The 14238-nt window shown below is 71.6% G+C and carries 13 protein-coding genes; 8 read left to right on the forward strand and 5 right to left on the reverse strand.

Features of this window, described 5'->3' with window-relative positions; all coding sequences use genetic code 11:
- Positions 1–80: 80 nt before the first annotated feature.
- A complete protein-coding gene (locus tag BMY74_RS37825) occupies positions 81–2777 on the reverse strand; it encodes a chemotaxis protein CheB (RefSeq protein WP_177230122.1) in 2697 nt (898 codons plus the stop codon).
- 486 nt (positions 2778–3263) lie between these two features.
- Here BMY74_RS37825 and BMY74_RS37830 point away from each other — a divergent pair, with 486 nt between their 5' ends.
- On the forward strand, positions 3264–3662 hold the full coding sequence (locus BMY74_RS37830) for an STAS domain-containing protein (protein WP_089925324.1): 399 nt from the start codon (positions 3264–3266) through the stop codon (positions 3660–3662).
- Position 3663: 1 nt separating this feature from the next.
- The gene (locus tag BMY74_RS37835) at positions 3664–4407 is read left to right on the forward strand and encodes an ATP-binding protein (RefSeq protein ID WP_089925041.1); all 744 of its coding nucleotides are present in this window, start codon (positions 3664–3666) and stop codon (positions 4405–4407) included.
- A 4-nt stretch (positions 4408–4411) separates the two neighbouring features.
- Here BMY74_RS37835 and BMY74_RS37840 read toward each other — a convergent pair whose 3' ends face one another.
- The 3 genes from BMY74_RS37840 to BMY74_RS37850 all read right to left on the reverse strand — a co-directional run bounded on the left by BMY74_RS37840 (position 4412) and on the right by BMY74_RS37850 (position 9062).
- Positions 4412–5434, reverse strand: coding sequence for an ATP-binding protein (locus tag BMY74_RS37840; protein ID WP_089925042.1), 1023 nt, complete (start codon positions 5432–5434; stop codon positions 4412–4414).
- Positions 5431–5775 carry a hypothetical protein gene (locus BMY74_RS37845; RefSeq protein ID WP_143091863.1) on the reverse strand — a complete coding sequence of 115 codons (345 nt, stop codon included), beginning with the start codon at positions 5773–5775 and terminating at the stop codon, positions 5431–5433. Before BMY74_RS37845 ends, BMY74_RS37840 begins: the two co-directional genes overlap by 4 nt.
- Positions 5776–5993: 218 nt before the next feature.
- Positions 5994–9062 (reverse strand): alpha-mannosidase, encoded by a 3069-nt coding sequence (locus BMY74_RS37850; protein ID WP_089925048.1) that lies wholly within the window; start codon positions 9060–9062, stop codon positions 5994–5996.
- 79 nt (positions 9063–9141) lie between these two features.
- Between BMY74_RS37850 and BMY74_RS37855 the strand changes: the two genes are divergently transcribed.
- From BMY74_RS37855 to BMY74_RS37880, 6 genes are all read left to right on the forward strand, one after another.
- Complete coding sequence (locus BMY74_RS37855; RefSeq protein WP_218159884.1) at positions 9142–9780, forward strand: TetR/AcrR family transcriptional regulator; 639 nt, start codon at positions 9142–9144, stop codon at positions 9778–9780.
- A gap of 87 nt (positions 9781–9867) precedes the next feature.
- Positions 9868–11145, forward strand: a complete 1278-nt coding sequence (locus tag BMY74_RS37860; RefSeq protein WP_089925055.1) for an MFS transporter — start codon at positions 9868–9870, stop codon at positions 11143–11145.
- 83 nt (positions 11146–11228) lie between these two features.
- On the forward strand, positions 11229–11945 hold the full coding sequence (locus BMY74_RS37865; protein ID WP_089925058.1) for an alpha/beta hydrolase: 717 nt from the start codon (positions 11229–11231) through the stop codon (positions 11943–11945).
- Between the two features lie 9 nt (positions 11946–11954).
- The gene (locus tag BMY74_RS37870; RefSeq protein WP_089925061.1) at positions 11955–12542 is read left to right on the forward strand and encodes a TetR/AcrR family transcriptional regulator; all 588 of its coding nucleotides are present in this window, start codon (positions 11955–11957) and stop codon (positions 12540–12542) included.
- An 87-nt stretch (positions 12543–12629) separates the two neighbouring features.
- Positions 12630–12851, forward strand: coding sequence for a hypothetical protein (locus BMY74_RS37875; RefSeq protein ID WP_143091864.1), 222 nt, complete (start codon positions 12630–12632; stop codon positions 12849–12851).
- Between the two features lie 49 nt (positions 12852–12900).
- Entirely contained in the window at positions 12901–13353 is a 453-nt protein-coding gene (locus tag BMY74_RS37880) for a nuclear transport factor 2 family protein (protein WP_089925068.1), read from the forward strand.
- Here BMY74_RS37880 and BMY74_RS37885 read toward each other — a convergent pair.
- Complete coding sequence (locus tag BMY74_RS37885; RefSeq protein WP_089925072.1) at positions 13350–14228, reverse strand: helix-turn-helix domain-containing protein; 879 nt, start codon at positions 14226–14228, stop codon at positions 13350–13352. The two genes, BMY74_RS37880 and BMY74_RS37885, sit on opposite strands and share 4 nt — an antisense overlap.
- Positions 14229–14238 lie beyond the last annotated feature (10 nt).

Below are 14238 nucleotides of genomic sequence, written 5' to 3' on the forward strand. Positions count from 1 at the left end.
GCGAGCTGGGCCTCGACGCGGGCGAAGAGCTCCCGCGCGGTGAACGGTTTGACCAGGACGTCGTGGGCGCCCCGGACCGCCTACGAGGAGGTGCCCAGCGCGGTCAGCAGGATGATCGGGGTGGCGCGCAACGAGGGGTCGGCGCGCACCCGTTCGACCAGCCGGACGCCGTCGAGGTCCGGCACGACGACGTCGCCGATGATCAGGTCGGCTCCCCGCCCGGCGAGGCGGTCGAGAGCCTGGTCACCGCCGGCGGCGGTCAGGACGTCGTACTGGTCGCTCAGCATCCGTCGCAGGTAGTTGCGCATGTCCGCGTTGTCGTCGACGACGAGCACGGTGGCCCGGTGTCCCGCCGCAGAGGGGAGAACGGCGGGTTCGTCGCCGACGAGCCAGGACTCGGCCTCCTCGGCGAACGCCTGCCGCATGCGCGCCTTCTCCTCGGCGGACCTGACGGGTGCGGGCCGTTGGGCGTGTTGTGGCTGGGCATAAGGGATCCACACGGTGAACGTGCTGCCGAGATCGGGTTCGCTGCGCACCCGGATGCTGCCGTGGTGCAGGCTGACCAGCTGCCGCACCAGGGCGAGGCCGATGCCGGAGCCCTCCCGGCTGCGCGCCCTGGCGCCCTCGATCCGGTGGAAGCGGGTGAACAGGTGCGGGATCTCGGCCGGGTCGATGCCGGTTCCCGTGTCCGTCACCACGAGCTCGACGTGGTGCTGCCGGGAGCCCAGCGCGATGGTGATCGATCCGGTGAACGTGTGCTTGAGCGCGTTGGACAGCAGGCTGAGCACGACCGTCTCCCACATGGCCCGGTCGAGCCGCACCGGCCGGTCGAGCGGTGGGCAGTCGACCACCAGGGCGAGGTTCGCGCGTTCGATCGCGGGACGGAGCACGCCGGCCAGGTCGGTCGTGAGCCCGGCGAGGTCCTCGATGTCCTCGACGACCCGCGGATCCCGCCCCTGTTCGAGCTCCGAGAACGCGAGCAGCGTGTTGACCATGCGGAGCAGGCGCAGCGCGTTGCGGTGCGCGATCCGCGCCGTGTCCCGGTGCTCGGCCGGCAGGGTCGTGAGCTGTTCCTCGAGCGGCAGCAGCAAGAGGGTGAGCGGTGTGCGGAACTCGTGGCTGAGGCCCGCGAAGAAGAGGTTCTTCGCGCGGTTCAGCTCGGCGAGCGCCGCCATCTGGCGCTTCTGCTCGCGGTCGATGCGCGCCGCGGTGAGGGTGGCGGCGACGCGTTCGGCTATGAGGTCGAAGAACTGCCGGTGCGCGGCGTCGAACGGGGCGTGGGAGCTGACGCCGAGCACCAGCAGGGCGGCCGGCACACCGTCGCGGATCGGGCTGACGGGCAGGATCACCGCGGTGTGCGGGGGCTGCGGCCACGTGCCGGACACCAGCCCCGGAAAGCGCGTGAGCAGGTCTTCCACGACCTGCGGCTCGGCCGTGCGCATGCTCTTGTGCAACGGCCACGCCGCCGGGCGCTCGCTGGTGACGAGCTGGTCGAGGGCCGGGCTGTCGTCGGTGAGACCGGTGGACGCGGCGAGGTGGGCGCGCACGCCCCGTTCCTCGACGAGGTAGACCAGGGCGAACGGGACGTCCTGCGGGTTGGCCGCCAGCGCCCGCATCAGCCACTGGCACACCTCGCGGTCCGTGGTCGTGTCGCTCGCCTCGCGCGACGTGGCGGTGAGCCGGTGCAGGGTGGTGAGGCGGCGGGCGTTGCGGACCTGGTCGGTGGTGTCGACGAGGGTGGCGAGCACCCCCGCGACGCGGTCGCCGTCGCGGACGGGGGAGTAGGCGATGGTCGCGAAGAGCTCCTCCGGCCTGCCGTCCCGGTTCACGACGAACGGCTGGTCGGTCAGGCGCCGTGCCGTCCCGGTGTCGACGACCTGCCGCACCACCGGGGCGATCGTCGTCGCCGCGTCCGGCCAGACCCGCAGCACCGAACGGCCGAGGGCCTCGGGGTGGCGTTCGCCGAGGAGGTCGCGGTAGGCGTCGTTGTACAGCTGCAGCAGGTCGTGCCCCCACATCAGGCTCATGGGCACGGGGTTGGCGAGGACCATCGCCACCGTGTCGCGCAGCAGGGCGGGCCACCGGTCCACCGGACCGAACGCGGTGGTGCCCCAGTCGGTCGTGCTCATCAGCCGGCCGAGCTCACCACCGCCCGCGAACATCGCCTCGGTGGCGCGGACCGCGGGCGTGGGCACCGGCCGGCCGGCACCGACCACCCGGTCGAGCAGGTCGGGCAGTTCCCCCAGAGGCAGCACCAGGTCCGCGGCACCGGCCTTGATCACCGCCGACGGCATCCCGAACGCCGTCGAGGTGAACTCGTCCTGCACGATCACCGTCCCGCCGGCCCGGTGCACGGCGAGAGCGCCGGCGCTGCCGTCGTTGCCGAGGCCGGTCAGCACGAGCGCGAGGACATGCGCGCCCATCGACGTCGACGCCGAGGTGAACAGTTCGTCCACCTGTCCGTAGGAGGACCGGTTCGCCATCGGCTGCACGGTCAGCGTGCCGTCCGGCTCCAGGCGCACCCCGGTCCGGCCGGGACACAGGTAGACGGTGCCGGGTTCGAGCAGCACCCCGTCGTGCGCCCAGACGACCGGGTGCCGCGACACCTTGCCCAGCACCGAGTCCAGCGCGCTCGTGCCGGGGCCGAGGTGCTGCACGACGACGACGGGCGCGGGCAGGTCCGTGCGCAGGCCGCCCAGCAGCACCTGCAGCGCCTCGGCGCCACCGAGCGAGGCGCCGACCAGCACCACCTGGTAGCGGGCGGAGTGGGCGTCCACGGTGGTGAGCCTATTTCGATTCGCGTGTCCGAACGACCCCCGCTTCGGCTTCGATCGGGTGAGCGGGGGCCTTGGGCTCGTGCGACCGGGGCGGTGCCTGCCGTGCGGGGTCTGCCGGCCGGCAGCGGCCGGCCGCGTGTCCGGGCGTGCCGACGGCACGCGCCCGGCCAGCGGACCAGCGTCTCCAACGCCCTTCGCCACACCCCGCCGGCGCCCGATCCGCGTCATCCCGCCATCCCATGTTCCCCCAGTGCCGCAACCGATCCAGCCCACCGGCCACCCCGGCCCCACCACGCGGCGCGGGCTTCCTCTGGGCCACCAGACCCCGCCGTCACCAGCGCGGTTGTCGGATGTGGGAGATGGGAATAGCGTGGGGTGGAGCTTCCCGAAACATCGATCACCACACGAGGAACACCTACCAGGTTCTCCGGGTTGGGCAGCGGCTGACGTCGGCGCTTCGCGCGGTGCGCCGAGAGGAGGCCGGCCATGGGCCATCCGTTCGAGGGACTTTCCGACGTTCTGACCGCGCACACGACCGAGCACCAAGGGGTCGCGGTCGTCGCGCTGACCGGTGAGGTCGACATGCTGACCGAGGAGATCGGCCTCGACGAGGTCCTGTCCGCGGTCGAGAAGGCCCCGGCCAGGGTCGTCGTCGACCTGCAGGAGATCGAGTTCTTCGGCTCGTCGGGCATCAACCTGCTGCTGATCGCCCAGCGGGAGGCGCGAGCGAGGAAGATCCCGCTCGGTGTGGTCGCCGCGCACCACGTCGTGCTGTCGCCGTTGGCCGCCACGGGCGTCGACGTGCGGCTGCGGTTGTTCCCGGACCTGGGGGCCGCGCTGCGCGAGCTCGCCGACTCCGCGCGGGCCGAGCTCCCGACGAGATGAGATGGCCGGTTCCCGGGTCGAGCAGCTGAAGGTTCGCGCCGAGGAGCGCGACGAGTGCACGCTGATCTCCGTCGACGGGGTGCTCGGGCGTTCGACCTATGCGGTGCTTCGCGACTACATGCTCAAGTGCGCCGTGGAGGCGCCACGGGCGTTGGTCGTGGATCTGAGCAACGTCACGATCGCCACGACGAGCGCGCTGAGCGTGTTCACGACGGTGTGGCTGCGCATCAGCGACTGGCCCGCGACACCGTTGCTCGTGGCGACGGGCTCCCGGCACGTCGAACTGCTCCGGCGCACGGCGATCCGCCGGTACGTCGGGGTCTACGGCCAGGTCGGTGAGGCGCTGGCCAACGTCGAACGGCCCGCACCGCGCAAGCGCGTCGCCCGCGAACTGCCGCACGACCCGAGCAGCCCCCGTGCGGCCCGCCTGTTCGTGCGGCAGACGTGCGCGGAGTGGGAGCTGGCCGACCTGCTGACCAACGACGCCGTGCAGGTGGCGTCGGAACTCGTGCAGAACACCGTCCAGCACACGTTCTCCGAGGTGGTGCGCCTCCGGCTCGAGCTGCGGCGCGGCCGGCTCACCGTGGCGGTCGGCGACGACAGCTCGATCCCGGTGGTGCTCGGTGACCCCGGCAGCCCCGCCAACTTCGGGCGGGGACTGCACGTGGTCGCGCAGCTCGCGAGGACGTGGGGCTGCGTGATCGACCGGCCGGGCGGCAGGAAGACGGTGTGGGCGGTGCTCTGAACCGTCAGTGCGGTGGTGCGATGCGGCCTGCCAGGCGCTCGCGGGTCGCTTCCGCACGGACCCGCGCGGCCTCGGCCCTGGTGAGCGCCGCGTCGGCACGGACCTGCGCGGCCTCCACGCGCGCGATCGCGCCGTTGTGGTTCATGTCGTGCGTGGAGGAAGTCGCGCTCGACAGCCGGACGGTGAACGTCGTCGCCGTGTGCCAGGTGTCGAGGTCGTCGCAGGTCTGCCTGGTCAGCCGCAGCCCCGCCCCCGCGCGGCGCAGGTCACCGCCGCCCGCACCGGGGCGGAAGCCGGCGCCGGCGTCGCCGAAACCCCGTCCCCGGTCGGTGATCCGGCACTCCACGAAGTCCGGTGAGACCCACAGCCTGGTGTCGACGGGTGGTCGTCCGTGCAGGTGGGCGTTGGTGAGGACCTCGTTGACCGCGGCGACGAAGTCCGTGCGCGCCAGCACCGGCAGCACGCCCAGCGCGGCGGAGACCCGCCGCCGGATCGGTCCGAGGTCGTCGATCGACGCGGAGCCGAGGACCACGAGCACGGGATCGGCCGGGGGAGGGACGAGCGGAGCGCGGACGGCGAGCCGATCGAGGACCGCCTCGGGGTCGTCGTGGTGCCCGTGGCTCTCCGCCAGGGCGGCGAGGACGGCGTCCGGTGTGCTGCGGCCGTCGAAGGCGCAGATCAGGGTGACGGCCCGCGGCGCGAGCGTGAGGTTGCACGCGGCCTCGAACCGGCGCCACCGGGTCGTACCCGCGGCCGTGGCGCCGTGGTCCGGTTCGACGAGCACCGTCACCGGACCGCACTCGCGGACGAGCCGTTCGAGGACGGCGATCGCGGTGCCCGGTCTGGTCCCGGCCTGGGGCCGGGTCAGGGTGCGCGCGTCCGAGCCGGGCGCCAGTGCCGCGGTGATCAGGGCGTTGTGCCGCGGTGAACAGCCCAGCACCAGCGGTCCCGGGGACCGGTGCGCGGTGAGCGCGTGCTGGACGAGTTCGTCGGGCGACCCGTAGACGAACGCGCTGTGGGAGCTCACGGCTGGAGCTGCCGGAACAGGACGAGCGCGTGGCCGAGGCGGTCGACGACGCGCACACGCTGCCGGGGGTCGAGGAGGCCGATCCAGTCGCGCAGGTGGTGACCGGCCGCCAGGACGACGACGGTCTCCCGGTCGTGGTGGTCGGCGACGGCGACGACCGCGCGGACGCCCGCGATCGCGATGAAGTCGGTCTCCCGCAGGTCCAGCACCAGTGCGTGACCGGGTGGCAGGTCGTGCTGCGCGGCGGAGAACTGCCAGGCGGCGGCGGTGGCCGCGTCCAGCGCTCCGGTCGTCGTCAGGACGACCCCACCGGAGAGGTCGGTCCGCGAGATCCGCACCACGGCGATCACCCTACGGCAAAGTTCCCGCGAGTCCGGGCCGGCGGCCGCCCCCTCCGGGCCGTCCGGACCCGTCCGCGGGGGCGGAAGACCGGGGTCACAAGACCCTTACCGCGACGGGGAATCCGGACGAACATGGGGGCGCGCATCGGCGCCGGGAAGGCGCGGTTGTCACGAACAGCTCCGATCCCGAAGCGCCGATGCCACCACAGACCGCGGTGTCACACCCGCACGCGCAGTGTCGCGATCTCGAACGGGCGCAGCTCCAGGCCGATCGTCTCGTCCGCTCCCCACACCTGCTCGCCCAGTTCCCGCTCGAGGAGATCCGTCCGCGACGCCGAGGAGAACGGCGTCCCGAGCCCGACGGTGACCGACGTCCGCGAACCCCGCGCCTCGTACAGCCGCACGACGAGATCACCGGACCGGTCCTCGGCGAGCTTGACCGACTCGACGAGCACCGACGGCGAGGACACCGCCACGATCGGGTCGACGGCGTTGGCCGGGTTCCCGCGCACGCCGCGAGCAGGCAGGTTCAGCCGGTAGCCGGCGGCCGCCGCCTCCAGCACGGTCGGGGCGAAGCCGATCGTGGTGTGGAAGACGTGGGTCCCCTGGTCGGCGTCCGGGTCGGGGAACTTCGGCGCCCGCAGCAGGGACTGGCGGATCCGGGTGGTCGTGCCGCCGTCGTCGCGGGTCGTGCGGGTCACGTCGTGCCCGTACGTGGACGCGTTGGCGACCACCACGCCGAACCCGGGCTCGCCGACGTGCACCCACCGGTGCGCGACCGTCTCGAACCGCGCCGCGTCCCACGACGTGTTCGCGAAGGTCGGGCGCATCACGTGCCCGAACTGGATCTCGGAGGCGAACTGGTCGGCGCGCACGTCGACGGGGAACGCGAGCTTGAGCAGCTTCTCCTGCTCGTGCCAGTCGACCGCCGTCTCGACCTGCAGCTCGTGCGCGCCGGCGGCGAGGCGGAACCTCTGGACGACCTCCGAGTCGACGTGGGTGCGGGTCACGGCCAGGGCGTCGCCGTCGATCCGGATCGACGCCGCCTCGCGGAGCTCGGTCACGGTGTTGGCGTAGGAGCGGTCGATGTCCCACGCCTCGAACATCACCGGCTTGTCCCGGAAGACCTGGAGCAGCGCCGCCGCCTCACCGGGCGGGACCAGGTCGCGGCCCGACTCGGTGTCGACCAGCGAGACCAGCAGTCCCGCGGCGTCGAACCGCGCGGAGATCCGGCCGTTCTCGAGGACGTGACCGCCGTCGACCGCGACCGGCGTCACCGCCGGCGGCACTTCCTGGCCGACCGACGCTCCCAGTGCCGGAACACCTCCGTCGGCGACAGGGGCAGCGTTGAACACGACTGTCGCGTCCCCGTCGCCCGCGAGAGCGCTCTGGGCGGCCGCGATGAGGCCTTCGAGCTCCTCACCGACGCGGCGGTAGTTCTCCTCGGCCTCGTCGTGGACCCACGCGATCGCGGAGCCCGGCAGGATGTCGTGGAACTGCTGGAGGAGCACCGTGTGCCAGATGGCGTCCAGCTGCTCGTAGGGGTAGTCGAGCAGCCCGCGGACGGCGGCCGTCGCGCTCCACAGCTCGGCCTCGCGCAGCAGGTGCTCGCTGCGCCGGTTGCCGAGCTTGGTCCTCGCCTGCGAGGTGTAGGTGCCGCGGTGGGTCTCCAGGTACATCTCGCCCGTCCAGACCTCGGGACGGGTCAGGGTCGCCTTCGCCTCGGCGAAGAAGTCGCCCGGTGAACCCAGGGTCACCCGCGGGGACCCTTCGAGGTCCCGCGTGCGTCGTGCGGCGGCGATCATCTCGCGGGTCGGGCCACCGCCGCCGTCGTACCACCCGAAGAGGGTCATCGAGACGTTCGACGCCCCCTTCTCGGCGTACTGGCGCTGCGCCTTGGCGAGATCGGCGGCACCCAGGTCCGAGCCGTAGGTGTCGTTCGGGGGGAAGTGGGTGAAGATCCGGCTGCCGTCGATGCCCTCCCACCAGAAGGTGTGGTGCGGCATCTTGTTGGTGTCGTTCCAGGACATCTTCTGGGTGAGGAAGCTGTCGGTCCCGGCGGAGCGGGCGATCTGGGGCAGGGAGGCGGTGAAACCGAACGAGTCGGGCAGCCAGGCCTCGCGCGAGAGCAGTCCGAACTCGCGCTGGAAGAACCCCTGCCCGTGCACGAACTGGCGCACCAGGGCCTCGCCGCCCGGCATGTTCGTGTCGCTCTCGACCCACATGCCGCCGACCGGGACGAACCGGCCCTCGGCCACGCGCACGCGGATGCGTTCGAAGAGGTCCGGGTAGTACTCCTTCACCCACGCGAACTGCTGGGCGCTCGAGCAGGCGAAGGTGAACTCGGGGTCGGCGTCCATCAGGTCGAGCACGTTGGAGAACGTCCTGGCGCACTTGCGGACCGTCTCGCGCGTCGGCCACAGCCAGGCGGAGTCGAGGTGCGCGTGACCGACCGCGACGATCGAGTGCGCGCTGGAGTGGGCGGGAGCGCCGAGGACGCCGGCGAGCTGTTTCCGTGCTGCCGCAGCGCTGCCGCGGACGTCGTCCGGGTCGATCGTGTCGCACATGGCCTCGAGCGCGCGGAGGATCTCGGCCCGGCGCGGGAGGGTCGGCTCGAGCTCGCGCATCAGTCCTGTCAGGACGGTCACGTCGGCGAGCAGCGCGTCCACCTCGAGATCGCGTTCGACGAGCATGAGGCTGCGCAACGTGTAGATCGGCTCCGAGCCGGCCGTGGTCTTGCTGCCCAGGCGCGCGGCGTGGGGCCGGGCGACGGGGGCGAGCGTTCCCGGCAGCGCCGCGGCCATGCCCCCGGCCGCCGCGGCGGGTGCCGAGGCGAAGAAGTGCTCGAGCATGTTCGGGTTGGACGCCGCCTCCACGTAGAGGTCGACGGACGTGCCGTCGACGTCGACCACGCGGTTGAACGGCTCGATGCCCTTGATGATGGTGCCGTCCGGCCGGTAGGCGAGGCCTTCCGCCTGGAACGCGGGCAGCAGGGGGGAGAAGCCCAGGTCGACGAACAGCTGCACGGCGCTGCCCTCGCGCCCCCAGTCCTGCGGCACCGAGCCCGTGACGTGGAACCAGGTCGTGCCCCAGGGCCTGCTCCAGGGCGTGCCGACCTCGAACGGCTCGAAGTCCTGGTTCACTGCTTCCGCGAACGGAACGGGTTCGTCCGGCACCTCCCACGCGGTGATGCCGACGGGAGCGGTCCTGATGAACAGGGCGGGCGTCACGTGATCGCGGATGGTGTTCCCGACGCGCTGCTCGACCTGGACGACGTTGTCATGCATGACCGCACGCTACCAGGAAAAGCTCCGAGTGGAACTTTTTTTGGTAGGGTGGACCCGAACGACCGACGAGGAGGTACAGGTGCCGCAGGGTGAGCGCGCGGAGAAGGTCCAGGACACCGAGGAGGAGGGGGCGTCGAGGCAGCGCGGCCGGTACCCCAAGGGGATCCTGCGCCGGCAGCAGATCCTCGACCGCACCATCGAGGTGTTCGCCGAGCACGGGTTCGAGGGCACCAGCCTGCGCGCCATCGGTGACGCGATCGGGGTGAGCCACGCGGCCCTGAAGCGCTACTTCGAGACCCGCGAGGAGCTCTTCGTCGAGGTGCTGCGCGAGAAGGACCGCCAGGCGCTCGCCGACGCCCGCGTCGACGTCGTCGAGACGATCGACTTCGCCTCCCACCTGGAGGACTACGTGTCCAGGGCGCCGGGTCTCGTGGCGCTGCGCCACGGCATGGTCGCGCGGGCGATCGAGCCGGGCAACGAGCACTCGCGCGCGTTCTTCGTGGAGCGCTACGACTCCATTCGCAAGGAGGCGTTGCTGATCCTGCGGCTCGCCCAGGCCGTGGGCACCGTGCGGGCCGACATCTCGCCGGAGGTGGCGGCGTCACTGGTGATCGCCGCGATGGACGGTCTCTCGACGCAGTGGCTGCTCGACCCGCAGGTCGACATGAACCGGGGCATGACCCTCCTCGAGCACCTCCTGAGGCCGGTGGCGGACTAAAAAGCTCCACTTGGAACTTTTTGGGGTTATCGTGTTGGCCTTGCCTGGGGCAGCACGCCCCGGGCTCGCCTGCAGAGGGAAGTCAACGTGGACGAGTCAAAGCCCCTTCCTGCGCCCGCCACCGCCGGTACGACGACCGCCACGGCCGTGTCGACCGGTGCGCCGCCATCGCGCTACCCCCAGATCGCGATCCCCCTCGCGATCCTGGGCTTCTCGATCGCCCTGGTCCCGCCGCTCGTCATCACGATCGCGCTGCGGCTGCGGGAACTCGACCTGGACGGCGCGGGTGCGGCGCTCGGCCTGGTCCTCGGTGTCGGCGCGGTCTTCTCCCTGATCGCGAACCCGCTCGCCGGCCGGTTCTCCGACCGCACCACCGGCCGCCTCGGCATGCGCAAGCCGTGGATCTTCTCGGGTGCCGCCCTCGGCTACGCCGGCATCGTCGTGATCGCCGTCGCCCCGAACGTCGCGGTCGTGCTCGTGGGCTGGAGCATCGCGCAGGTCGGCCTGAACTTCGCGCTCGCCGCCCTCGTGGCCATGCTCCCAGACCAGATCGGCCCCGAGAGACGCGGCCGCACCGCGTCGTTCATCAGCCTCGCGCAGAACGTCGGCGGTGTCGCCGCGACGTTCCTCGTCCAGCTCTTCCCGGCCGGACCGGTGCAGTACCTGGTGCCCAGCCTGATCGGCGTCGTGTTGATGGTCGCCGTGATCGCCCCCGTGCGGGACCGCGTCCGCGTCGAACGCGTTCGCGAACCCTTCGACCTCAAGGCCCTGCTCGGCTCGTTCGTGTTCAACCCCCGCAAGAACCCCGACCTCGGCTGGGCGTGGCTCACGCGGTTCTTCCTGACGACGACGCAGTTCACCGCGACCAGCTACCTCACGTACTTCCTCATCGAGCGGTTCGGTGTCACCGACGAGGAGGCGCCCACCCTGGTCTTCCAGGCGATCCTCGCCAACGCGGTCGGCATCCTCCTGGTCGCGCCCCTGCTCGGCTGGCTCTCCGACCGCCTGCGCCGCCGCAAGCTGTTCGTGATCATCTCGTCGGCCATCGCCGTCGTGGGCCTGACCGTGATCGCGCTCGCCCCGTCGATCGAGGCGGTCCTGCTCGGCGAGCTCGTCCTCGGGGCGGGGCTCGGGGCGTTCTTCGCCGTCGAGCTCGCCCTGATCGCCGACGTGCTGCCCAGCGAGGAGACCGCGGGCAAGGACCTCGGCGTGGCCAACCTCGCGCAGTCGTTGCCGCAGTCGCTGATCCCGGTGGCGGCGCCCGGTTTGATCGCCTCGTTCGGGTACCTCGGGTTGTTCCTGGGTGGAGCGATCTTCGGGGTGCTGGGCGCGGTGAGCGTGACGCGGGTGAAGAAGGTGCGCTGACGTGTCCGGATCCCTCCTCGACTAAGTGGGACATCGTCCCGTATCGTAATCGGGACAATGTCCCACTTGAGTCTGGAGAGATCATGCCGATGACGTACGTGCTGGTGCACGGGGCGTGGCACAGCGGCCAGAGCTGGTCGAAGGTGGTGCCGAGGCTGGGTGCGAGCGGCAGTCCGGTCTACACCCCGACGCTCACCGGTTACGGCGAGACGCGGCACCTGCTGGGCCCCGACACGGGCCTGCGCACGCACACCGCCGACGTCGTGCGGCTGCTGGTGGACGAGGACCTGCACGACGTCGTCCTCGTCGGCCACAGCTACGCGGGCATGGTGATCTCCGCGGTGGCGAACGAGGTCCCGGAGCGGATCGCGCGGCTCGTGTACCTCGACGCGATGGTGCCGGTGCACGGTGAGAGCGCTCTCGACGTGATGCCGGAGGCGCGCGGCATGCTCGGTGACGGCTGGAGGGTGCCCCCGCCGCCGGAGCCGTTCGGGCTGTTCGGGGTCAGCGATCCCGCCGACGTCGCGTGGCTGCGGTCCATGCTGTCCGACCAGACGGTGCGGTGCCTGGACGAGCCGGTCGCGATGGACCACCCGGCGCTCGCCTCGATCCCGCGCACGCACGTCCACTGCACGGCGGAGTCGGCGGTCCGGCGCCGTCCCGTTCCCGGCGTGCAACCGAACGGCGAGCCGGCGGACGTCCGGGAACTGGCGTCGGGCCACGACTGCATGATCACCGTGCCGGACGAACTGGCCGCGCTGCTGCTGGACCTGCCCGTCCCGGTGGGGACGGCTCGATAGGATGGGGCGATGAGCGAGGTTCCCGGCGCGGCGGTGCGGCCCCAGCGGCGGGCCGACGCCCGGCGCAACGCCGGGAGCGTGCTCGAGGCGGCGGCCGCGGTGTTCGTCACCTCCGGTGTGGAGGCGCCCATCCGCGAGATCGCCGCCCGCGCCGGAGTCGGCACGGCGACCATCTACCGCCACTACCCGACGCGGGCCGACCTGATCCTCGCCGTCTACCGGTCGCAGGTGGAGTCGCTGTCGGAGGCGGGGCCCGCGCTGCTCGCGAGCGAACCGGGTCCGCACCAGGCGTTGACGAAGTGGATCGACAGGTTCGTCGACTTCGTGGTCACCAAACAGGGTCTGGCGTCCGTGCTGCAGTCGAGCGAGTCCTGCTACGACCCCCTGCACGACTACTTCCTCGAACACCTCGTGCCCGTGTGCACGCGCTTGCTGGACGAGGCCGCTCAGGCCGGCGAGATAGTGGAAGGGCAGGACGCCCACGAACTGATGCGCGCCGTCGGCAGCATCTGCGCCGGGGCGAACGTGGCCGAAGGCGTTCGCTACGACGTGCGCCACCTGGTGCGGCTGCTGATCAACGGTCTTCGGCGGAGTTGAACCACCTCCTCACCTGATCCGGTGAAATGTCGTTTGTGGACGGTCAGGACGTCAATTTCTCCTGAGTCGGACCACAACGAGGTGGAGGTGGCGTTCGTGATGCTGCGCGACTACGGATCTGACGCGAGGCAAGGGGACTTCGTCGAGTTCACCGTGGACGGAGAGGAACCCCGCAAGGGCATCGTGATGATGCTGCGGAGCGTGGGGGAGAAGCTGCACTACGTCGTGCAGGACGAGCTGACCCGCGATCGGCACGAGATCCCGGTGCAGCGGATCGCCTGCGTGCTCGAGCGCCACGCGACTCCCTAGGAGTCGCGCACCCTGTCAGGAAGTCCTGGGCGGTCCTAGCGTCGGGATCATGACGACAGAGCAGGTGATCGCGGACCGGCACGTCCGGTGGGTGTTCGGCTGGGACCGCCGCGCGGGGGACGCGCCGTTCGGCTTCCGGCGCGTCTTCGGCGAGTTCTACGACTTCGACTCGGCGGACCTCCGCCTCTACGACGACTTCGACCCCGAGCACCGGGTGGCCACGACGGCCGCCGCCTACGGCGAGATCTGGGAACCCGCCTTCCGCGAGATGGTGTCCGCGCACCACGCCGTCGACGACGGCCCGCACGTGCTCGCCTCCGGCGACCTGGCCGCGTCCACGCTGAGGTTCGTGGCCAGGATCGTCACACCCGAGGCCGTCACGGACATCCGCACGACGACCTCGCTGGTCTGGCGCGGCACGCCGGACGGCTGGCGGATCGTCCGCGAGCACAACTCGACCGAGGTCCTGCCCGCCGGAACACTCGACGGGCGGTTCGACTAGGCCTCGGGCCCTGCCTCCTGCGGGCTCGGCCGGGCACCGGCCGTCCAGCTGGCCAGGATGTCCATCGCCTGCCTCGACGGCGAGTCCGGCGCGGTGCTGTAGACGTAGAGCATCGTGTCCGGATCTCCCGGCAGCGCGAGCGATTCGTACTCGACGGTGAGGTCGCCGACGAGCGGGTGCCGCAGCCGCTTCGAGCCGTACGTGCGCTGGTGCACCCGGTGCTGCTCCCACCACTGGTCGAAGTCGCGGCTGCGTTCGCGCAGCTCGTTCACGAGCGCGACGGTGGCGGTGTCGCCGGGGTCCCTGCCGACCTCGAAGCGCAGGCTCTCCACGGCGGCGCGGGCCTGGTCGTGCCAGTCGACGAACAACGACCGGGCGGCCTCGTCGAGGAAGATCCAGCGCGCGTAGTTGCGCTCCTTGGGCGGGATCTCGTCGAAGTCGGCGAACAACGCCTTCGCCATCCGGTTCGCCGCCAGCACGTCGGTGCGGCGGCCGAGGACCAGCGCCGGCTCCCCGTCCAGCGCGTCGATCAGCTGGTAGAGGCCAGGACGGACGCGTTGCACGCTGCTCGGCCGGCGGGGCGCCGGGCCGGCCGGCAGCCCGATCAGGTCCCGCAGGTGCGTGCGGCCCGCCTCGTCCAGTTCGAGGGCGCGGCCGATGGCCTCGACGACTGCCGCGGACGGGGTGATGCGCCTGCCCTGCTCGAGCCGGGCGTAGTAGTCCGTGGACACGCCGGCGAGCAGCGCGACCTCCTCGCGCCGCAGGCCTTTGACGCGGCGGACCCTGCCGTCGGAGGGCAGGCCGGCGCGGGACGGGTCGACCTGGCTGCGTGCGCGCCGCAGGAAGTCGGCGAGTTCGCGGTTGAGACTGGCCATGAAGCCATTG

The organism is Lentzea albida, assembly GCF_900111005.1.
GTDB classification, from domain to species: domain Bacteria; phylum Actinomycetota; class Actinomycetes; order Mycobacteriales; family Pseudonocardiaceae; genus Lentzea; species Lentzea albida.